The organism is Paenibacillus sp. DMB20, assembly GCF_000987955.1.
Classification (GTDB): domain Bacteria; phylum Bacillota; class Bacilli; order Paenibacillales; family Paenibacillaceae; genus Paenibacillus_AQ.
In genome coordinates this window covers 141,943-163,848 of the sequence record NZ_LAZU01000003.1, presented here as the reverse complement: position 1 = coordinate 163,848, position 21,906 = coordinate 141,943, and the positions used below count along the sequence as shown (strand labels likewise).

General features: G+C 44.9%; 19 protein-coding genes. 5 read left to right on the top strand and 14 right to left on the bottom strand.

Going from position 1 to position 21,906, the window contains the following annotated elements; genetic code table 11:
• Positions 1–26: 26 nt before the first annotated feature.
• Both XI25_RS01320 and XI25_RS01315 read left to right on the top strand, forming a co-directional pair.
• Positions 27–1,055: an alpha/beta hydrolase family protein gene (locus XI25_RS01320; protein ID WP_046677002.1), complete on the top strand. Its 1,029-nt coding sequence runs from the start codon at positions 27–29 to the stop codon at positions 1,053–1,055.
• Between the two features lie 94 nt (positions 1,056–1,149).
• Positions 1,150–2,229: a DUF418 domain-containing protein gene (locus XI25_RS01315; protein ID WP_046677001.1), complete on the top strand. Its 1,080-nt coding sequence runs from the start codon at positions 1,150–1,152 to the stop codon at positions 2,227–2,229.
• Positions 2,230–2,415: 186 nt separating this feature from the next.
• Here the strand turns inward: XI25_RS01315 and XI25_RS01310 are convergent, their stop codons facing one another.
• Positions 2,416–2,820: a GNAT family N-acetyltransferase gene (locus XI25_RS01310; RefSeq protein ID WP_046677000.1), complete on the bottom strand. Its 405-nt coding sequence runs from the start codon at positions 2,818–2,820 to the stop codon at positions 2,416–2,418.
• Positions 2,821–3,327: 507 nt separating this feature from the next.
• The gene (locus XI25_RS01305) at positions 3,328–4,416 is read right to left on the bottom strand and encodes a glycosyltransferase family 4 protein (protein ID WP_046676999.1); all 1,089 of its coding nucleotides are present in this window, start codon (positions 4,414–4,416) and stop codon (positions 3,328–3,330) included.
• 246 nt (positions 4,417–4,662) lie between these two features.
• On the opposite strand from XI25_RS01305, the gene XI25_RS01300 reads away from it, so the two are divergent.
• Together XI25_RS01300 and XI25_RS01295 are read left to right on the top strand one after the other, a co-directional pair.
• On the top strand, positions 4,663–5,421 hold the full coding sequence (locus XI25_RS01300) for a YheC/YheD family protein (protein WP_046676998.1): 759 nt from the start codon (positions 4,663–4,665) through the stop codon (positions 5,419–5,421).
• Positions 5,422–5,521: 100 nt separating this feature from the next.
• Entirely contained in the window at positions 5,522–6,616 is a 1,095-nt protein-coding gene (locus tag XI25_RS01295; protein ID WP_046676997.1) for a glycosyltransferase, read from the top strand.
• A 167-nt stretch (positions 6,617–6,783) separates the two neighbouring features.
• Here the strand turns inward: XI25_RS01295 and XI25_RS01290 are convergent, their stop codons facing one another.
• Entirely contained in the window at positions 6,784–8,169 is a 1,386-nt protein-coding gene (locus XI25_RS01290; protein ID WP_046676996.1) for an MFS transporter, read from the bottom strand.
• 111 nt (positions 8,170–8,280) lie between these two features.
• Between XI25_RS01290 and XI25_RS01285 the strand changes: the two genes are divergently transcribed.
• Positions 8,281–9,168, top strand: coding sequence for a LysR family transcriptional regulator (locus XI25_RS01285; RefSeq protein ID WP_046676995.1), 888 nt, complete (start codon positions 8,281–8,283; stop codon positions 9,166–9,168).
• A 256-nt stretch (positions 9,169–9,424) separates the two neighbouring features.
• Here the strand turns inward: XI25_RS01285 and XI25_RS01280 are convergent, their stop codons facing one another.
• The 11 genes from XI25_RS01280 to XI25_RS01230 form a co-directional block, all read right to left on the bottom strand.
• Complete coding sequence (locus XI25_RS01280) at positions 9,425–10,024, bottom strand: short chain dehydrogenase (protein ID WP_046676994.1); 600 nt, start codon at positions 10,022–10,024, stop codon at positions 9,425–9,427.
• Positions 10,025–10,272: 248 nt separating this feature from the next.
• Positions 10,273–10,479, bottom strand: coding sequence for an ankyrin repeat domain-containing protein (locus XI25_RS01275; RefSeq protein ID WP_046676993.1), 207 nt, complete (start codon positions 10,477–10,479; stop codon positions 10,273–10,275).
• Positions 10,480–10,504: 25 nt separating this feature from the next.
• The gene (locus XI25_RS01270) at positions 10,505–11,794 is read right to left on the bottom strand and encodes a hypothetical protein (protein WP_046677079.1); all 1,290 of its coding nucleotides are present in this window, start codon (positions 11,792–11,794) and stop codon (positions 10,505–10,507) included.
• Positions 11,795–12,000: 206 nt separating this feature from the next.
• Positions 12,001–12,798, bottom strand: a complete 798-nt coding sequence (locus tag XI25_RS01265; protein ID WP_046676992.1) for a hypothetical protein — start codon at positions 12,796–12,798, stop codon at positions 12,001–12,003.
• A gap of 430 nt (positions 12,799–13,228) precedes the next feature.
• Positions 13,229–13,714, bottom strand: coding sequence for a nitroreductase family protein (locus XI25_RS01260; RefSeq protein WP_046676991.1), 486 nt, complete (start codon positions 13,712–13,714; stop codon positions 13,229–13,231).
• A 13-nt stretch (positions 13,715–13,727) separates the two neighbouring features.
• Positions 13,728–14,294, bottom strand: coding sequence for a nitroreductase family protein (locus XI25_RS01255; RefSeq protein ID WP_046676990.1), 567 nt, complete (start codon positions 14,292–14,294; stop codon positions 13,728–13,730).
• 146 nt (positions 14,295–14,440) lie between these two features.
• Positions 14,441–14,917: a MarR family transcriptional regulator gene (locus XI25_RS01250; RefSeq protein WP_235439609.1), complete on the bottom strand. Its 477-nt coding sequence runs from the start codon at positions 14,915–14,917 to the stop codon at positions 14,441–14,443.
• A gap of 542 nt (positions 14,918–15,459) precedes the next feature.
• Positions 15,460–18,369 (bottom strand): hypothetical protein, encoded by a 2,910-nt coding sequence (locus XI25_RS01245; RefSeq protein ID WP_046676989.1) that lies wholly within the window; start codon positions 18,367–18,369, stop codon positions 15,460–15,462.
• Positions 18,370–18,437: 68 nt separating this feature from the next.
• Positions 18,438–19,778: an ABC transporter substrate-binding protein gene (locus XI25_RS01240; RefSeq protein WP_046676988.1), complete on the bottom strand. Its 1,341-nt coding sequence runs from the start codon at positions 19,776–19,778 to the stop codon at positions 18,438–18,440.
• 41 nt (positions 19,779–19,819) lie between these two features.
• Positions 19,820–20,974, bottom strand: coding sequence for an efflux RND transporter periplasmic adaptor subunit (locus XI25_RS01235; RefSeq protein ID WP_046676987.1), 1,155 nt, complete (start codon positions 20,972–20,974; stop codon positions 19,820–19,822).
• A gap of 36 nt (positions 20,975–21,010) precedes the next feature.
• Complete coding sequence (locus tag XI25_RS01230) at positions 21,011–21,889, bottom strand: carbohydrate ABC transporter permease (protein WP_046676986.1); 879 nt, start codon at positions 21,887–21,889, stop codon at positions 21,011–21,013.
• Positions 21,890–21,906: the final 17 nt, after the last annotated feature.

Below are 21,906 nucleotides of genomic sequence, written 5' to 3'. Positions count from 1 at the left end.
ACGAATTTTTCACAAGGAGAATGAGGATGAAAAAGAAAATAACGATTTCCATGATGATCATCGTCCTGCTATTTGGCGGTGCAGGACTTTATATTTTGAAGCAACACAGCTTTGACATGGTTGAGCAAGCTGTTGAAATCCAGACGCCTCAAGGCAAATTGACCGGCACGTTTGTACTTCCTAAAAGTTACACCGGAAAAGTGGGGTTAGTGTTATTCATCCATGGCGACGGCCCGGCTGATTCGACTCTCGATGGGGGTTACAGACACATCTGGGAACGGTTAGCTTCCGCTGGCTACGCTTCCTTGTCGCTGAACAAGCGGGGCATTAACGGCTCGGAAGGAAATTGGCTGGATCAAAGTATCGATGATCGCGTGGAAGAAGCGCGTCAGGCTATTGCGTGGGCAAAAGCACAGCCGATGATTGAGGCCTCAAAAATAGGAACGTGGGGAGCAAGTCAAGCAGGATGGGTTATTCCAAAACTGGCCGGTAAAGAACCGCTTGCGTTTAGTATACTCGTAGGACCTGCCATTAACTGGTTAAGTCAAGGAGAGTACAACACGCGTATGCAAATGCAACATGATGGTTACAGAGAAGCAGACATTGAAAAAACAGTGGCTAAGGGCAGGGAAGTAAGGAACCTTTTAAGGAATAATGCGTCTTATGACGAATATTTGAAGCTGGTTGGTGAAAAAGACGCGATGTCTAAAGAGCGGTGGGCTTTTGTCAGCAAAAACTTTTTGTCAGATGCAACCGATGATCTTCGCCTTTTCCGTTCCCCTGTGTTGCTGCTTTTAGGTGACAAAGATATCAATGTGGATTCGAAAGAGACGGAGCAAGTATATCGCCGCATCGTACCGCCCGAATTATTGACGGTAACCGTCTTCACTGACACGGAACATAGGATGATGAGCACGAAAACGGCGGATTCAGAGTTTCGAGCTTTGATGATAAGCATATTTGCGCCCCGGCAAATTACGGTGCCAGAATATTTGGATGAAATGGAAAAGTTCCTAAAAAAATCAAGCAATCAAAGTGACGGAACAGTTTTATGACAGGGCTTTTGGTTCTGCTTGCAGCTGTTGTCTGGTTAGTAAAACGAATGATTCGATCGTCATGTCGCAAAACATTAAAAGGGAATGATGTGGAATGAATCAATCGAAAACGCGAATCACTGCACTTGATTTTGCGAGAGCATTGGCGATCTTCGGAATGATTATCGTGAACTATAAGCTTGCAATGCAGGCAGAGCTTAGCGGACCGGGATGGCTACAATCGATAGCAGGTCTGTTCGAGGGCCGAGCATCTGCATTGTTTGTCTTACTGGCCGGCATCGGAGTAACCCTAATGACCTCGAAAGCCCGAAGCTCAATGAACGGGGAGCTTATTCGACAAAACCGGAACAGCTTATGCAAAAGAGCAGCTTTCCTGTTTATTGCCGGCGTGCTTTTAATGTTAATGGACTGGAGCGCAGACATTTTGCACTACTATGCGGTATTCATGCTTGTGGCTGCGGTATTGATCACTGCCTCAGATCATAAAATACTCGGTTTGTTCTCGTTTATCCTGCTAGCATCACAGTTGTTTTTAGTTCTGTTCGATTACAGCAAAGGGTGGGACTTGAGTTTTAAGGAATATATGGGCTTTTGGACGCTGGAAGGGTTCCTTCGCAATCTGTTATTTAACGGATTCCATCCGATCTTTCCTTGGCTGAGCTTTTTCCTCATCGGCATGTGGATTGGCAGAAAACATTGGCTGAATAAGGATAACCGCTCAAAGGTACTGTTGTATTCATTGTTAGGAACGGTTGTTTTTGAATCCCTTTCCTACTTATTGATCAAACGGACTTCCCCTATACTAGGAAATGAAGCGGCACATTATTTATTTGGAACGAAACCGATGCCGCCCACAATGCTGTATGTTCTTTCCGGAATTAGTTCAGCCGTGGCCATTATTGCGATCTGTCTGTATGTAGCAGATAAATTTGCGCAGTCCGTTCTGACGCAAGCGGTGATCCATACCGGGCAGTTATCGTTATCTCATTATATTGGACATGTGGTGATCGGATTGGGGATGCTTCATATAACAGGCTATTTGGAAAATGGCAGCCTTGTTTTTGCAATGGCATACGGATGCTTATATTTTATAATAGCCATTATCTTTTCGCATATATGGAGAAAATGGATGACGAGAGGGCCGATCGAGTTGCTTATGAGAAAATTATGCTAAATTCCCCTCTACCTTCAAACAAGTGAAAAATACGATTTGCTTATATCTTCAAATAAAAAAAGAGGGGGACATCCCTCTTTTTTTATTTGAAGATGTGTATACTTTACTATATTTTTATCTAAAAATGGCAGTGTCATAAAGCCTTGTAATATATGCTTGCAGCCCCCCTCTTCTTGTTTCTCTGTCCTACCTAATAGTTCTTGTCATTCCGATTGTAAATTTCTTGAACCCATGCTTCTCATAGTAAGATTCCAAACTTTCGACACACATGAGTTGAGGTATTATACGATGCTGTTCACAATGATCAATTATCCGGCTTAGCAATTCTTTTCCTATACCTTCTGAATGATAATCTGGTAAAACACATAATCCACACACGATTCCGGTAATTACGCCATCCGAAATGACACGTCCCATACCAATTAGTTTTTCATGATCGAAGGCATAAACCGCATACCAGCTTTGATTGCACATTTTTTCTAAATCTTCTACTGATAAATTTAATGAATTCCACCCTAAAGCCTCGTATATAAGTCTTAGCTGCTCGAAACTTTCAGGTGGCTCTAATCTGTAATAAATATTACGTGTCAAGGTTGTTCTCCCTTTCTTATTGTTTTATAGGATTCGAGCCAAATTAAAATCTGGATAGTCGGAAGCTTTCTAATTCTTTCATCTGTACGTTGTTAATAATCTCATTTGCAGCTAATCGGCTAAAGCATCCCCATTAAAAAGATCCAGCCAATACCTTCTAAAAATCGCCTCCAGAATTTACCTTTTTTCTTTTTTGGGTGGCTTTGGGTATTTACGCTTGTATGTATCCGTTTGCGAGTGCTTAAATTTGTTTCTTTGTTTCTGATTCACAACTACACACCTTCCCCATTACCTAGTCTGAATAATGGGCAATGAGCAGTAGTTCGTTTCGGAAAAATCATAAAAAACCTGATTGCAGATGGATATGCATGCCCATTTCACAATCAGGTAAAACAAGCTCGGGACAAGAACTCTTATATCGTTGCCGGATTCCAGCCTAGTTTGGGACGTAAGAGATATTTTTTTAGGCTGTGCGTATATGGAAACTAAACAACAGTCCCATTCAATCTATTCGTAATACAGCGAAGATAGCCTGTCGGCCGTCTGTCTCCATGTAAAGTTCTGAATTACACTGCTTCTTCCCTTGGCTCCCATGCTACGCCTGAGCTCGTGATTCTTTCCCAGTCTGATCAAATATTGTGCAAACCGTTCAGCTTGCCGGTATTCGTCTACTAAAAAACCATTGCTCCCGTGCTTCACAATTTCAGGAATCCCACCGATTTTTGAAGCAATAACAGGTAATGCGGACGCCATGGCTTCAACATTTACGAGTCCAAAGGCCTCGTGCTTTTGGGACGGGCAAACAAAACAATCCGCGATCTGGTATACCTTGTGAATATCTGAATGTTTCTGTTTACCGCTCCACTTTACAGGGACGTTCAACTTAGATGCCATGGTTCGTAACTGCTTCATATAATATTTACTCCCCTGTCCGGCAATTACCAGTTGAAGAGGAACTTCTTTCCTGGCAAGGCTAGCAGCTTTCAGCAATACTGGAACACCCTTACGCGGAATAACTCGACCAACAAACAAGACGGTATATCTGTCACCTAAACCATACTTTTGCCGATACCTTGAGCGTTCAGCATCAGTTGCCGGGTGAAACCTGGCGGTATCTACCCCAAGTTCAACCGTTCTGATTTTTCGTTCTTGATCCGGAAAACGGTTGATTAATCTTTGTTTCAATGAGCTGCTGTTTGCAATGATGAGTTTGGCATACCTTAAGCTTTTCGTAATGTGGCTGGTAGGTGGTACAAACGTGAGTGAATGCAAGAATAGGGTTACCTTTATTTTGGGAAAGGTATTTTGGATTGCCGCCATGTAATGAGGACGATTGTCAACTTGAATGATATCATATGCCTTCCCCTGAATAAAACGAAGAACAGAGGCAATATAAACCTTCGAATTGTCCGATCGAACTCTGACGATGTTTACGTTGCCTTCAGTACTTTGAACTGGGAGCCCCCTGGAAGCTCTGCTTATGACAGTCACCTTATGTTTCCTTGAAAGCTGTTTGGCTATGGCGAGAATGCATATTTCTACGGATCCATTCCCAGGAACAGGAATTTGCTCAGGGGCAACAATTAAGATATTCATAATATTCCTCTCCCTCACAAGGTACGAACTCAGATTGAACAGTAATATTCTTATTCAATCTTATGAGTGAAGTGTAGTCTTTCCCCCCTAATATCAGCCCCTTTTTTGCTGACAGATATGCCTATAGTAACGTCCATTTGTTTGAAATGAGTACGATTTCCCTGCTCGGGCACAGAAAAAAATGCATAGAATGTTGGAATGGAAAATGAACCGCTCCATCAAGATACGTCTGGAGGGATCAAAGGAATGAGTGAAAAGAAACATCGTAGTGTATTGATGAGTAAATGGATCAAAACAAAGCTGCTTCTTGAGAGTAATGAGGTTCGCCCTTTTATTCCGGACACCCGTAGGTTCAGTAAGTCTACACTGAAGAAAATGCTGTACCTTTACGGTATGGTTTACGTTAAACCTGAGAAGGGAACCTATGGCAATGGAGTTATTCGCGCGCAAATACTCAAATCTGGTGAATATGCGTACCAAATTGGAACAACGGAGAGAACTTTTGAAGATTTCGAATCATTTTACAGATCGATATGTAATTTTACAAAAATGAAAAGCTATCTAATTCAGAAGGGGATTCATTTATTGAAGTATAAAAAGCGGCGTTTTGATACACGGGTTATGGTACAGCTGAACCCCAAAGGGGAATGGGAAACGACAGGCCTCATCGGGAGAGTGGCACATCCTGAAAAAATCGTGACGAATTATCACAGCGGGGGCAAGCCCATGGATGTTAAACCTCTCCTTGCCGCCCACATTTCAAATAGAGAAATTCAAAAAGTAATTCGTACATTGAAAAAGCTGGGTGTAACCACGGCAGAATATCTACACAAAAAATATCCTGGGTTCAGGCAAATTGGATTGGATATTGGATTCGATCATTCTTGGACACCATGGATTATTGAAGTAAACACGAATCCGGATCCTTATATATTCAACAAATTAACAGATAAGTCGATGTACAGAAAAGTGATTAGTTACAAAAGGGCAGCAGCGAAGCAATAATTTTTGGCGTGCAGTCTGCTATCCTCAAATAAGGAATTCACAAGGAATTAACCATCTTATATCAGGACTCATGCGAGCCGGTAATTTTGGAAGGTGAAAAATGAACATTCTTATGTTGGTAACGCGCTTGGATATTGGGGGAACCGAAAAATATATTCTTTCCATATCCCGAAATTTACTGACACACGGGATCCGGGTTGGTGTTGCCACTAATGGAGGACCACTTGCAGGTTCATTTAAAAGAGCGGGGATTCCAGTTCATATTTTGCCAACAGGGAAGAAATTAGAAAAGGTATCCTTTTTGTCGTCTATCATAGCTAAAGGAAGGTACAATCTAATCCACGCCCATGATTCCAACTCATTTTTACTATCAGTAACCTTATCCCGACAATATAACATTCCTTCGATAGTTACCGTACATGGCACTTATCATCATCAGGATGCCTTATTAACTTCGGCAAGAACATCCAAACGCGTGATTGCGGTTTCGCCTAAGCTCACCCATTGGTTAATGAATCATAAAATCCCTACAGACAAGATCCGGATGGTCCCTAATGGAATTGACATAGCCACGTTCCGGCCTACATCGAATAAAAGTGGCTGTAGGAAGGCTCTTCGTTTACCATTAACCGCCAAAATTCTTGTGTACGCTGGAAGGTTCTCACCTGATAAATATCACATAGCCAGGAATGTGATTCTTTCAGCAGGACGTATCGCCAAAAATAACCGTCAATTTATAGCCGTCCTGGTTGGTCCTGGCCCCCTTCGTTCAAACTTAATTCAGCTTGCGGATAAAGTCAATCATCGTCTTGGTCGAAGAGCAGTCATCATTCGTCCTCCAATGTCTAACATCCAACATGCCTATAATGCCGCAGATGTTGTAATAGGGACGGGGCGTGTTGCACTCGAAGCAATGGCATGTGCAAAACCCGTTATTTCTGTAGGTGTTGCAGGGTACTGCGGTATTGTGCAGCAGAAAAATATAAATCAGATGATTCAATGTCACTTCGGAGATCATGGAGCATTCACGCCTATCTCAATCGAAAAGCTTTCATCTGACATAAACAGCCTGTTAGGTAATCCAAAAAGAGCCAGGGATTTTGGGAAAGATGGCGCTAAAACAGTTCAACGAAGATTTTCCATTCATAAGATTGTTTCTCGGTTACTTCAAACATATAAGGAGGTAAACCGATGATTACGACAAAGCAAATCATAACCCTTATATTATATCAACCTAATCACAAGAAATAAGGGAATGGCAAGAGCTTGTATCGTTGAAACCAAAAAGTCGCCATCTAGGCGACTTTTATTGCGTGTGTCTTCTTGTTTTCCCAATGTTTTATGTTAATGGTTTTGTCGAAACTATCGCGCTTGCGTTTCTGCTGATCCCTGGCGCCGTAAGCTCATGATGATCAAAGATGCGGCTAGTACCGTAAGGATGACTCCGAGCACTTGGAATCCTATAGCATTGAACGTATCTCCCATGACGATTCCAATCAACAATGTCGATAAAATGGTACCCAGGTATCTCGATGTATTAAAAATCCCCGATGAGACACCGATCATTTCTTTTGGCGTGCTCTTGAACAAGGCCGCCTGCATGCCGACACCGTACAACCCGTTACTTATGCCAAATGCTGCTAAAGTCAGGATTACACTGACGACCGGCGAAGCCTCATCCAATGTCACGATCCATATGGACCCGAATGTCATTAACACTGCAGATACTATCAAAGCTGGCTGTGGCCCCGATTTGTCAATCCAACGTCCTGCGACTGGAGAAATAACGAGTGAGCACAAGCCCAAGGCTAACATGAGAATTCCCGTATTAAATTCGCTGACATGGAGTACCTGCTGCAAATAAGACGGTATGCCGAAAAAAAGAGCGTAAAAAAGAATGTTAACCAGCATGAATTGCACATTTACCCAAGTCATTGCGGGATATTTAGCGAAGACCCGCAAAGGAATAAAGGGTGATGGCGTTTTTAATTCATGTCGTATAAATGTCGCCAGTGCAATAAAACCGATCCCACCTGTCATAAGATGCCATGTTGAAATATGTCCGGTTGATTTAACCGAAAGTAAACCAATCAACAGAGCCACCAAAGCTACCGTAAACAACAGGATGCCTGGGGCATCAATCAACCCTAGCCATTTCCGGATGGACATATCGCCAGAAGCGGATTCGATTGGCTCGTCCTTAGGGATTGTTCTCCAGGCTAATAAAAAGCTTGCCGTTACAAACGGAACATTAACAATGAAGATGCTAGGCCAGTCCCACCAATGAATCAATACACCACCGATAAAGGGGCCGATCGCTGCTGCACCGGACAGGAATATCGCCAGGACGGACAATGCAGTTGCTTGTTTCTCGGTAACGTAAATTCTTACAATCGCCATTCCGACGGCAACCATCATGCTTGTGCCGATGGATTGAACGATCCGGAATACGATGAGCCACGAAAAGCTGGGTGATAACGGAGCTAATATGGATGAGGCGAAGGCGACAACAAGACCGGTAAGGAATATCCTCCTGCGGCCGAACAAATCGCTAGCCTTGCCCATGACGGGGTGAGCAACGGCACTCGCAATGTAGAACGAAAAAATAATCCATGAAACGTCTGTAAAATCGAGTCGATACACATGTTGCAGTCTTGCGATAGCCACAGAAATCATGGAGGAATTCAGTGGGTTCAGCATAATTCCCAATCCAACAGATATCATTAGCCATTTATTGCGAGCGTTCATTTTGTTCTCACCTCCTTGTTCTGCTGTCATCTTACTTGAAACGCGTTATTTATTCCAACGCATTTTATGTTATGATTTAATGAACTAAAAGGAATAAGGGAATGATGCGAAATGGAACTTCTTCAACTGAAATATTTTCTGACAGTGGCCCGATGCGAGCATGTTACGGAAGCTGCGAGAAAACTGCATGTCACGCAATCCTCACTGAGCAAAACGATACAACGGTTAGAAGACGACCTGGGAGTTCCTTTATTTGATCGAATTGGGAGAAAGCTGCGACTAAACGAATTAGGAAGAACATTTCTTCGCCGAGCCGAAAAAGCCTTATTCGAATTGGAACAGGGAAAACGGGAAATCGATAACCTCTCCAGCCCGGAGCAGGGCACTATCCGATTGGCGGTGACCACGGCAAGCACATTGCCAGGCATCCTGCGGGAATTTCGGAAAAACCGGCCGCATATTCAATTTCATGTCCAAATGGTAACCTTACGGGAAATGGCCTCGCTTCTTCATCGAGGAGAGATCGATTTTTGTCTGTCCTCCCCTCCCATCCAAGGTGATGATATAGAATGTCAAATGCTGTTCGATGACCCCATCGTTGTAGCCGTCCCCCCTAATCATCGGTATGGGGAGCGAAGCAGCATAACGTTAGCAGAGCTTAAGGACGAGTGGTTTGTGGGCGTGAAGAAAGGGTACGGTGTTCGTGATCTGGTGGACTCCGAATGCAAATCGGTCGGCTTTCTACCCAAGTACGTATACGAAGGAGATGAACCTGCAAGGTTAACCGCACTTGTGGAAGCGGAGATCGGTCTCGCATTTATACCAAGCACAGCAAGAAGTCCACAAGAACGCATTAAATATCTCCAAGTAGAGGATCATGCACTGGTACGGGAGATTGCTTTATTGTCACACAAAAGCCGATACATTTCGAAAGCGGCCCTAGAGTTTCGCAGTGTTGTTATAGACTATTTCAGTGCAATGTCCAAAGAAACATATTAATTAACCTGCCCGCTAGTCCTGGAAGTGGCCGTAGCTCTGGAAGGAGAAGTTGTTAATAAGGTGTTTATTAAAAGAGATTTAATCAAAACGGCTATGATACCAAGTTCTTGTACTTTTCGGCTAACGATATTCCTCGATTTGGGACAAGAACTTATATCGTTAAAATAAAAAAGCCGCGATTTCCCGCGACTTTTAAATGCGCATATGTTCTTGTCCTCCGACAGTCTCAGAAGTAATAATCTTTAATGAGATTTGATTAATAAACTTCATAATTTTGTCCAGTTTGAGCCCCTTCTACGCTTTTTTTGAAAGCAAGGGCTACGCGACTCGCAGGAACTGCTTCAAAGCCCGGAAAAAACTCACCATATTTTTCTAGCGATTCTTGTAAGACATTCGGGCTAACACTATTTATACGGATTCCCCTTGGCATTTCAATAGATGCGGACTTTACGAATGCTTTAACACCGCCATTTGCCATAGCTGCCGATGCACCTTGAGGAACTGGGTCATCCATCATGATTCCAGTTGTTAAAGTAAAGCTTCCACTGTCATTAACATAGTCCATTCCCAAAAGCACCAAATTGATTTGTCCTTTAAGTTTACTTTCAATCCCTATTTCGTTTAACTCTGGCGTTAATTCTGAAACAGGACCAAAATGAGCGCCACCTGTTGCGCTAATGACTGCATCCACTTTTCCAACTTGCTCATACATGTTTTTGATGCTATCGATCGAGGTAATATCAACGGTTACATCTATTCCGTTCCTTCCAGCACGGATAATTTCATGGTTTTTTCCTAGTTCTTTGGCGACTGCTTGTCCAATCGCGCCACTTGCCCCAACAATGATTATTTTCATTTTTACTCTCCTTTCCAAACCTTTTGAAGTATGAAAGCTGATCTCAAGCTCATCTGATCAGAACTGGATATATTTGCACAGGCACGAATTACATTAATCTTATACTACTACGAAATCATTTGCTAGATGACATCTACTACTTAGCATCTTTCAGATATTCTCGAAGGCACACCGCATCGGTTCGGGGCCATCGTCCCAGTTGTAGCCGTTCACGATCGCTTCAGGTTGCTTGAACTTGACCGCTTTTTTCAGTGCCGTATCCCCGAGTTTGTCCTCCGCCTCAAGCTCGCTCCCTTTTCGATTAACAGCTCGATAGCCTGGATGGGCATTCGGTTCGTCAGAAACAACATCAGCGGCGTTCTGCCCCGCTCGTCCGGTTCATTCACATCCAGTTCGGCTACAGCCTTTTGAACCATTTCAAGGTCTTTCGTCTTGCTGACTTCCTTCCAATTCACAGATACTCCCCCTTTGCCATTGCGCTTAGCTTTGCTGATACAACGTAGCCGTTACCTTATCCTCTGCACAAACAAACATATAAAAAATGCCTTCCCCCAAATTGTCGAAATCGGCCCAGTCCATCTGACCTATAAACGGCATGCGTTTGGCACAGCAAGGGCAAAGCGGATATTCTGCATCTTGCACCCAGCTCGGGTGACCCCCGATCTGCGAATCCTGCTGAGACAAGGTCCAAACCGCAGCATAATACGGGGAGTGCGGCTCGGGTGAAAGGGTCAACCTTGGCACGGTCACGCCGCTGTTGTCCTCGGAATCAAAACTCGGCAAATGCTCGGGTTTTTGGTTAAACCGGCTCCAGACCGGCACGCCCTGATGATCCAGCTCCATGTAAATGGTACCGAAGCATCCGCAGTGCTCGCAGGTCTCCACTTGCAGACGTTCCAGCGGCAGGCCGAGATACGCCAAGGAAGGATGGGAAATGTCTCCATCCAACAGGATGGTTAGCTTCCCCTGGCACCATGGGCAGTCAGAGGCGCTCGTTTTCAGGAAACGGGCAGCGGACGCTTCCGCTGCGGAATCACGCTGCGCACCCGTTGCCCTAATCGCATAGCTCAAGCCATGGACCAAATCGCGTCTTTCCCCGTCCGGCGTGAGCTCCCAGCCCCCCTCAAGGGCATAAAGTTCAGGACCTGCGAACAGCTGCACCGCCCACGCCGGTGGATGCGATCGCCATTCCCGAAAACGGCTCACAATCACGGGATCGCCAATCCAGCTCAATATCAGCAAGAGATGATTGCGGTTATCGTCGTCCCGCTCCACCTGCTGTAGCAGGCGGTCCCGGATGTCTGATGATGCATCCTTGAATAGTATGGAGGAATGGTACATGCCGCGTTCCATGAGCTCGGGCAGAACTTCTGCGATTTTGTCATTCCGGTAACACACTAGCGATAACAGGATATGGTCGGCTTCGCTCTTAACGCCCTCAGCCAAAAGCTTCAGCGCATATTTCAGCATTCGACCCGCCTCTTCAGCCGTTAATGATACATATACCTGCTCTTTGCTTAAAGGGTAAGGAACATATTGAATCAGCGGATCATACTTCCTCGGCGCATGCATGACCTTCAGAAGGTCCACCGGGTCCGTCAAGCCATCATACAAATTCACCGTTCTGCGGTGCTGTTCAATATACGCTTGCCGTTTTTGCCGTTCCTGCTCCTGACGGCAGGGCATGCAGTAACCGCCTGTTTTGGCCGCCGTGGTCGGCAGGATCGTCGCCCTGCAGCCTTCGGTTTTGCATGGAATACGTTCCGTCACGCATACTTCACCTCCGTTATGATATTCTTTCATTTTTAGATTCATTTGGGAATTTCCCTTGAAGGTAGGAATCCCATAGGTTATGAATAAATTCATCAGGCCAAAGTCGTCTGACGTATAACCCGCCAGCTCTGAATTCTGAGTTATCCGAAAAGTTAGCTTAAATGCAAATTCCCTTCAAATGATTGGCGCGCATACGCAAAGGACTATAGATATTCCCCAAAGTAGAACTCCAGCTTTTCCGCAGAATAACCATCCTCTCCTCTCCAGGTGGCCATCGACATAAAGTCGGTTCCCCGACCGCGTTCTTTGCGGTAATCGTTATGGGACTGCAGCAGACCGGCGTACCCCCAAATTTCCATCACGAAGTCCCGTTCATACTGATTGGCAGGGAAAATATCTTTCCACCGCTTCTCCAGCTGTCGCGCTGCATCCTTTTCCTTGCAAGCCTCTATGGCTTTGATCATTTGCTTAAGGATGGCAATATCCTCGCCGTGAACCTCAAAGTCCTCTTCCTTGTTGAGGAATTCCAGATCCATCAGGCAATAGATCAGCCAGTTCAATCGGACGCCGCCCCATTTGATCCGTTCAAAGCTAAGTACATTCAAATCCTCGTCTACATAATGTTCCTTGGCGGTCAGCTTCCTGTTAGAGCAATCACCGCAAGCACAATAGCGCAGTCCCTCTGCCGGCCGCTGCGAAAAGGTATGTATCGGTAAATCATGCGTCAATGCAAAGCTGGACAAGGCGCTTCTCAAATAAACCTTGCGTGTTGACAGACTGTGCAGAAAGGCGCGTACCGCTCTTTCCTTGGTGATTTTTTGCTCGTGCAGTTCTTTTAGCTTTAGGACGCATTCATCGTGTGACAGGGTCACCGGGTCGAACATCAGCCCTTTACTTTTCGCATATTGGAAGTCGGCATCCGAACAGGAAGGTCCGCCCATTCTCCAGCGCCCAGAGCTCCAATACGTGTTCATCAAAATTTTTTTGGCCTTGGGATCCATTGCATTCCGCCTCCTATCATATATCGTGACCAGGCCAAAAAAACGGAATAGGCAAGCCCAGTAGATTCCCATTCCAGCGCATCCGCTGCAAATTAGTAAACATGCCCACTGCGCCCGAGCTGTCCTCTATCCAAGGCGAAAAACGCCTGTGGCGTCGCAGGCCACTACCAACATCCCCTGGAGCGCCGGAAAAATAAAAAATCAGGAGATTGGAGCCCCTATTTTCCATGAATAGATAAAGTAGAAGGAAGGGATTCCATAGCCTGATTATAGCTAGTATACGGGTAAAAGAAACCAACAATCAACCTTTTAACCCACTATTATATGGTAAAAAGATACCTATAGACTACATTGATAAGTCTTTATTCCCTATATTGTTGGTCCATTAATTAGATCAAACTTGTTTCCCGAAGGCCGCATTGCATAAATCCTACAACAACTCAAAAGCAAAGTCCAGTGAATGCTCGGCCTTTACAGGCTCAATGGCTTGTTCAAGATAACCCATTTCCAGCACCGCCACGATACGTTCGTCTTTTTGAACACCATAACGGCAGCTGCATGTTCTGTCATAAATCCAATCATTCATTGTCATTCGCACATGTAGCATGCTTTCCTGCGAGAGCAGGCGAAAATTCTGCATGAGGCAGCATGCTGCCCCAAAATCCTCTTCTCTTTTATGAAGATCACGATCTTCCTTGATAACCAACATCAGATAGGCTGGAGCCTGATCCTGCAATCCAGACATTAATTCCGTGCTGCCGGATCCAACAAATATAAAACGCCAAGGTTCTCGCATTCCGTCGTTAGGAGCCCATACCGCAACATTTAATAATTCCAGTACGTGAATTTCGGAAACGGGTTTATCGCTATAGATCAATGAATGGCCCCCTTTGGAAACGCTGCTGACATCATTCATCAGGTATCCCTCCTCAACCGGATAAAGCAGTCCATTTCTTTTCTGCTCGTGTCCGTGCTCTAGCTTTTGGAATCTTGTCGAAGTATCCGAGATGAAAAATGCCAACAAGCCTTTCATTAGGATTCATTTTCAACAGATTGAATAATTCCTTGCTCTGCATCATCGGTTCCGTGTCCCACAGCGTACCAAGTTGTCGTTGCCAGGCAAGAAGCTGAAAATTTTGCATGATACCGCACACCGCAGCATAATTATTGTCACTTTTCCTTCTGTCCGCATCTGTACTTGCAATAATCATAAGATGGCCCGGAATATCGGTGACTCTTTTCCGAACGAAATCCCGTACTTTCTCCGGAAGCCATTTGACCAATCTGTTCTTTTCTAAGGGCTCAAGCATGCAGGCAGCCAGACGTTCCCTGGAATCCATTGTTCCCGCATACACGCATCGGAAAGCAACATCCTCCCTGGATGGATACAGCAGCCGCGCTGCGTGGAGCAATTCTAACACCAGCTCCTGATCTACAGGAAATGGGCTAAACTTGCGTATGCTTCTGCGCTCTTTGATAATCTTCTTGAAATTCATGTACTCCCCCCCTATCGTTCCTATCGGATCTGGATCCGACACAGGCACCGTCCATGAAATTTGTCCGACAGGACAAATCAAAGCAGTGTGAACATTGTCCCATTCGTCCGTTTTCGTCGCCATCCATCATTGACTTCATTATGTTCTTAACGATAAAAGTCAACCAAATCTCCAAACAGCTGCTTAATCAAATCAAGTTCGGATTCGCTGTATTTATCCAAAAACTTGTACATCCTCTGCTGCTCCTTGTTATGGAGCTCATCATGAAGAGCAAAAAGCTTTTTGCCGGCCGTCGTTAGCCGGAAATACACTTCTTTTTTGTTATCATTGAGTTGGGCCTTGCGTACCCAACCTGCCTTCAATAACTTATTGGTTACCTTTGAGGTGTTCCCTTTGCTTAGATTCATCTTTTCGGCAATGGAAGTAACATTAATCGGTTCCAGCTCGCCAATGCATGCGATTGTGTGCAGCTCCGTCATATTTAGGGTGGATACCACCTCAATCATTTTCCGGAGTTCTTCAATAAATACGCCGGTTTCCCGGTTCTCATATTGTTCTTTTTGATGAAGGAATTGAATGAAATTCTCATAGATCGCGGTTTTTAACATCTTGTTCGTACTCATGATTATGATAGCTCCTCGACTCATTGTTTTTTTCATTATAACCAAAATTAGTTTCGCAAGAAACAATATGAGTATAGGAAGGAGTCCTGCCTCAGAAATAAAACGGTAAAATCAGTTTTTCTAAACCATATACCTCCTCACTTTATCATTATTATTTCGATGGAATAAATAATGATGCTTAAAATTTATTATAATTTAAGTCATTATTCAAGTTATTTATTCATAGGAAACAATTTAATTTTAAGATTAATTCTGTTTGATGTCAATCCAGTGATAGAAAAATGCATCGTCTTTGGTAACCTTTGGAGACGGGGAAGCTGCGGAATGAACACTTCATACATGGCAAGTGCTAGGCTCCTTGATAAGATCAGAAATTAGATTCCAATATGTGAGGAAGAAAAATATTCGACAGTTCTTCGATAATTTTTTGGTATATTTGGTCGTTTGGTTGAAGGAAAATAACATGCAAAAAACAACCCCGAAAATATTTTTTATATCTTCAGGGTTGTTGTCTCTAACAGCATGGGTGTGTCGCTGATACTTTAATTGCTATCTGTTCTTTTGGCCCGGTTCTCTTCATAAATAAATGGATAGGCTTGACTTCCGAGCAGCATTCTCCGTCCTTGGAACTCATCATACAGATTGATTCGAACCGCCCCTCCACTTGCGATTTTGCTGAAGTTTCCATTCAACGTAATGGTATAAGATTTATTGTTGCCGATGGTCAAATCGGTGCCGAGCGTTAAAGCCTTCTCCGTGGTTTGTCCCGTCGGGTCAATAAGCTCCATGATGAGCTTGTGTTCATAAGTACCTGTATCGTAATCTCCGTTTCTGGAGAGGTTATAAAGAATAACCGCATTGAGCATATCTTTCCCTTCGCTAAGCGTAGCTTCTCCTTTCGCAATGGAGAGTTTGTACGGAAACAATTCCACATTTCCTAAATTCGTTGCTAGCTCTATAGCTTTAAGGCTAAGTGCTAATCCTGCGGTATTGATAAATCCTGTTGATTCTTCCCCCAAATCCGTCAGCTTCCCGTTGGCTACACCTTCGCCGATATACAGTACAAGCTGCGAAGTATTCACATTCAGCGGAAGCTTGCTCCAGACCGTAACCAGATTTTTTCCATTCGGACTTGTCTTGTCGGACGATTGACTTACCTCTGCCTCAAAGTACTCGTTTTCCGATGTTTTATAGTAAGCAACCAGCTGCGCCTGCTTGGATTGGCGTGTTTCCTGACTCTCCATCTCCAGTTCCGTATACATCAAATTGGAATTGCCGCCATGGTAAACGGTAGACAAACGTTCACGGACTTCCGCTTTCTTGCCCGGAGTATGGATGCGATAAGAATCGCCTGCAGCAACCGGGTTCTTAACACTGTTGAGCGCGTTCGTTTTCAGCGACAGAAATTTCGTGACCTCCTCTCCTGAAGTTTCCTGCAGCTCAATCCGCAATTGATTGAAGTTATGGGAATACGGTACATTGGCCAGTACATACAGCTCTGCTGTTTCGTTAGATCCCAGGGTCGTTTGACCGCTTGGTACCACGATTTGGGCCGTACTGCTGAGATCGCGCATTCCAGCCTTCACGATAGCTTTGAGTTCAGGCAGCTGTACGGTCGACGCTTTGGTATTTCGTAGGCTGATTCGGGCTGCGATTTGATCGCCATCTCCCCAAGGCAGCCGCTCATATGAGCTCAGCTTTACGCCGAATGTTCCATGACCGTTCTCGATGATATTCTCTAACCCCAGATGGCTTTTACCTTCAGAAACATAAGGAATTTTAAAGTAGGCCGTCGGGAAACTGATTTTTCCTTCAGAAGCCGGCTCAGTCAATTGCAGCTGTAGCATATTCTGTTTCATATGTAATGGCACATCTGCACTGAGATCCATGAGTTTCTCCTCTAACGGCTTCAGCGTAACATTATCGAACGCCTTCGATTTCACCGGTATGCTGTAGCCTTCAGCGGTGTGGATAGAAAGTTCGTAAGCCGGCAGCTTCACTGACTTTTTGCCGAGATTTTTAACGCGGAATTGAAGATCCCATTTAGCGGTATCATTCTCGTTAAACAAGAAAGCACTTTTCAACTGCGTTTCAATGGTTTGATGGTTAACCGATATTTTTTTGACGGCATAATCAGCCGCGGGCACATCGGCGGTAACGGCCGGTAGTTTAAAGGTTTTTACCGGTAACGTCATTTTCAAAGCTTCATCTTCCTGCGTGAATTGCATCGTCAACTTGTCTGTTTTAAGGTTGGAAGGAACCTCCGCCAGATAAAAAATCGTTCTCCTCTGTCCTGGCTGGATCCGAAAGCTGCTTCCTGTATCATCTTCAGGCACAAGGTCGAATATCGAGCCGTCGGCTAACTTCAAATGTGATTTATAACCGGGATCGCTTAGCACCTTCTTTCCTCCGTTTTCGAGACTGACGCCGACCTTCATATACACTTTTCCGTTATGTTTCATTCGTTGCATACTTTCCGCCTTGACCGTAACAGGCTGCTGTTTCATCATTATTTTTACGCTATTGCCTTTAGCCACGGCGAGATCCGAAGCTGCCGCAGGAAGCTTGAACGATTGCACCGGAAGATTTATTTTCAGAGCCTCGTCTTCTTGCGCAAGCTGCAGTGCCATGCCGGTCGTCTTTACCGTGGAAGGAATCTCCGTCCAATAGTAGACGGTTCTGCTCTCCCGAGGTTGCAGCTTGTAGCTGGTGCTGGCCGAATCGGGCAGGAGCTCAAATACCGAGCCCCCAGCCGACTTCAGATAAGCTTTATATCGGGGATCGCTAAGTGCTTTTGTTCCCCCATTCGAGAGCCTGAGCCCCAATTTGATATACGCTTTTCCATTGATTTTATACCTCTGCAAAGTATCCGCTTTGGCCGTAACCGGAAGATTATTCATCATGATTTTCTTGCTTTTGCCTACAGGTACTACATTTGAATATCGGGCTGGTATCGTGAAATCCCCCAGCTTTTTCTGATAATCGGCGCTGTCAAAATCCCATCCGTACATCGAAACCTTGATTCCGTTAACCCGTTCAGATTGTCCAATGTTCACATAGTACGATACGGATTGGCTGCCGTTCACAGGCACCGTTCTTTTACCAGCATCGCTCGTAACTGCTTTTCCTTTTACGATTGCGCCACCGGGCATGGCAACCTTGGAAAAATAATCGATAAGATTTACTCTACTGCCACTGCCGTTACTATAACGAAGCGTGTATACCAGAATATTCCCGTCAGGCTGTGCGAAAATATCGATACCCGTCAGCTTCACGCTGACGTTCTGCTTCAAAGTAACCGAGCCCAGTTTATCTAATGCCAGGCTCGATGCGACTGCAGCTGCTGCTTTAGGGTAGCCTGCTGATGCCCCATACGCATCAAAGGCAAACCCATGACTTAACATCGCTGCGCTGAGCATGATGATCGCACATGTCTTTTTCGGTCTGTGCATAATGTGCCTCCCTCTTCTGTGAAATAGGAAGCAGCGCACAAATGTGGGCTGCTTCCTGAATGATCTTCCTATTCGTTTAAATAGGTGGTGACGCGGTTCTGGATCAGCTTCGCCACTTCTTCTGCGGTTTTCTGTCCGCTGAAGTATGCCATAGACTCTTCACCGGCAATCGATATCACTTTACTGTCCAGATCCACGTATTGATCCGCGGACTGAACAATTTGTTTAAACACGTTGAATTGTTCGTCGGATACTTTGGCCGGCTGCCCATTCGGAAGCTTATAATCGCCGCTTCCCACTTTTTCCTGAAGGTCATCGATCAGCTTTTCATTCACGGATTTAAGCATCGAGAACCCTTCTCTTTCCTGCAGTAATTGTGCTTCTTCAGACAATAGGAAGGAAATAAACTTCCAAGCTTCTTCTTGTACTGGCGATTTGGCATGGATAGCGAACACGGAAGATGTAAAAACTCTCGCGCCTTTTTGTCCTGCGGTTTCTCCCGCTCTGGGTAACAGCATGATCTTGGGATGATCAAACAACATATAGGGGCCTTCGATTAATTGAAGCGGTGACATAATCGGTGTGGAACTGAACAATTGATTGCCCGGCTTTGCCTCGTCGGATGTAATGATCTTGTTATCATTCATTTTCATGGCTTGCTGGAGCAAACCCACAAATTCCGGAGAGTCGAACGATGCCTTTTTGGCCGAAGGCTCAACAAATGAAGCGTAGTTCTCAAAAAGCATCTCCTGAAAGAGGTATTCCGGCGGGTAGGACGCTAATGCATACATCTCGTCGGCACCGCTCTCCTTAGCCTTCCGGATCACTTCTTTCGAAACCTTCTCGAACTCCTTCCAATCCCAACTCTTATCATCGAACGCTACATTAGCGTTGCCCAGTATGTCCCCATTACCAACCAATACTCTCAAAGAGTAACCCAATGGGATGGTATACACTCCGTCATTCAGCTTCAGACCGTCCACTATCTTCATTTGTAAATCGTCTTTATCGAGCGTCTGGTCCTGCTCCAGCAAATCATTCATATTTAACAGAAAACCTTTGGACACATATTCTTTGAGAGGCAGGTTGTCAACTTGAAGGATATCTACGCCTTTTCCCGATAACATCGCTGTATTCGTTGTCGTTTGATACTTCTCGTGTTCCCCCGGTCCCCATTGTTCACCCATGCTTTTATATGCTTGAATCTGCAAGTCGATATCCGGATGTTTCTCTTCGAACTTTTTTTCCAACGTTTGATAGAATGGATTCGACTCCCTTAGCGATAGGGTAAGAACTGTTTTCCCCTCTTTCGTTGCTGCCTTATCCGCGTTCCCGGCTTCTCCTGAGCCGCATGCGGTTAAACTCGCGATTAAAGCACCCATAGAAATAAGTAAAAGCCATTTTTTCATCGTATGATTTCCTCCTGATATGTTCTGGTTACAACGCCTCACTATTCCAAACGAACCCGGTTGCCATCCTGAAGAGGCTCGCTGCTTTTCAGAATGATCTTATCTTGTTCATAGATGCTATCCGTTTGGATCATCGTTTCTTTGTCATTCCGCTCGCCGAACTTAATGTTGACTTTTCGTGCAACAAAGACATTACCGAGCGCACCCGGCTGCTCGACGACAACAAAAACGTACATGCCTTCCCGGTCCTGATGAATAGCTTCATTAGAAACAAGCAGCCCTTGATCGAGAGAACTTTTCTCGATGTTAATCCGAGCCTGCTCACCTCCTTTCAGCTTGGCGTTGATGAGTTTAATACGAATTCTCTTTTGAGAGACGGTTACCGTCTCCGTTCCTTCGGTTGCCCCCTCAATCATCGGTTCCGCATTGGTGATTTCTTCAATTACACCTTCCATGACATTGGCTTGCTGCTCTTTATCTGTGTGGACCTCTACCTCGATCCGCTCACCAACGGATATCCCAATGCTTGACAAGCGTTTTGCATCAGCGCCGACTTCAAACCTATAGCCTTGGCTGCTATTCGAGACAATGACATCCGGCTCGCCCGCAGATGCCAGTCCTTCAACCGCATTCAGCTTCGTTACAATACCGTCGAAGGGAGCGGTAAGCATCTGATCTTTTGCCAGTCGTTCTTTCATCTCGTTGATCTTGCGTTCTTGCGCAGCAATATCGAGTTTCCCTTTTTCAATTTCACGTTTTGCGCTGCGCAGCTTAAGCTCATCCTCCTCAATGGAAGATTGAATAAACTGATCCTGAAGATTTCGCTGCTCAATCCTTTGCTTTTCCAGATTCGTTACTTCAAGTTCGATTTCTTGTCTTGCCGTTGGGTTGTCATAAGCGATAAGTTTCTGTCCCTTCTTAACACGTTCACCTTCTTTTACGTGAATCTGCCGAACCTTCCAGTCGTTTGAACTGGATAGTTTAGCTTCGGCGATCGGCTGAAGTACTCCGCTTCCCGCGATCGCTAGCTCAATGCCTCCCTGTTTCGGCTGTTCCGTGGTCACCTTGGGCAAGGTCAACGACTGCAGCGTGTTACTGAACAAGGTAAACAGCAGCAGCACCCCCATAAAACCCATGAACACGATTTGAAGGATTCGCTTTCGTCTTTGGTCAGCTAACCCTTTTCCAAGCTCCATATCCTTTCTTCTCCTCCTAAAAACCGCCCTGAAAAGTTAACCCTTAACACCTGACAATTGAATGCCCTCGATGAAATACGACTCCGCATACAGAAATAACATTACCATCGGGGCCATATAGAGCATGGATGCAGCAAAGGCAATCCCCCGGTCGCTATCATTAATCCTGGATAAAAAGATGGACAGCGGCTGCTTGAACGGGTCGTCCAAAAAAATAAGCGGCTGCTCCACCATGTTCCAATAATCAACGAACAGCAAGATCACAAGTGCGGCCAATCCCGGCTTGATCATCGGAACAATCATCGTTATAAAAATCCGCAAATGTCCGGCACCGTCAATTTTGGCAGCTTCAATGTAGGCATAGGGAATGTCCAGCATGAACTGTCTGAGCATAAATACGCCAAAAGCTGCGAAAATGCCAGGAACAATGATGGCGCCCGTACTATTCAGCATGCCAAGCTTATCGACCATAATATAGTTGGGTACCAGCGTGACTTGGAACGGCATGAGCATCGTCATGACATAGACCAAAAACATTGAATCCCGGCCGCGGAATTTCAGTTTGGAGAATGCATAAGCAGCCAGTGCTGCGACGAGTGTCTGTCCCACAATGATCGGTACCACCATGAACACCGAGTTCCAGAACATCGTCAGATACTTCGGGTTGTCGATGAACACCTTCCCATACTGTGCAAAAGACACCTTGTCCGGAATCAGTTTCAGATTTACAAAAGAACCCTCTCTACCTGGAATCGCTTCTTTCAATTGACCGATGAGGCCGTAATTGATCTGGATCTCCAGTTCTGTCATTAATGAATTTGTGAATGTAATCACAATTGGTGATAGTAAAATCATGGCGATAACACCCATGACGAATGTTAATACACTTTTTTTCAATATATGGACGACTCGCACGAAACTTCGCTCCACCT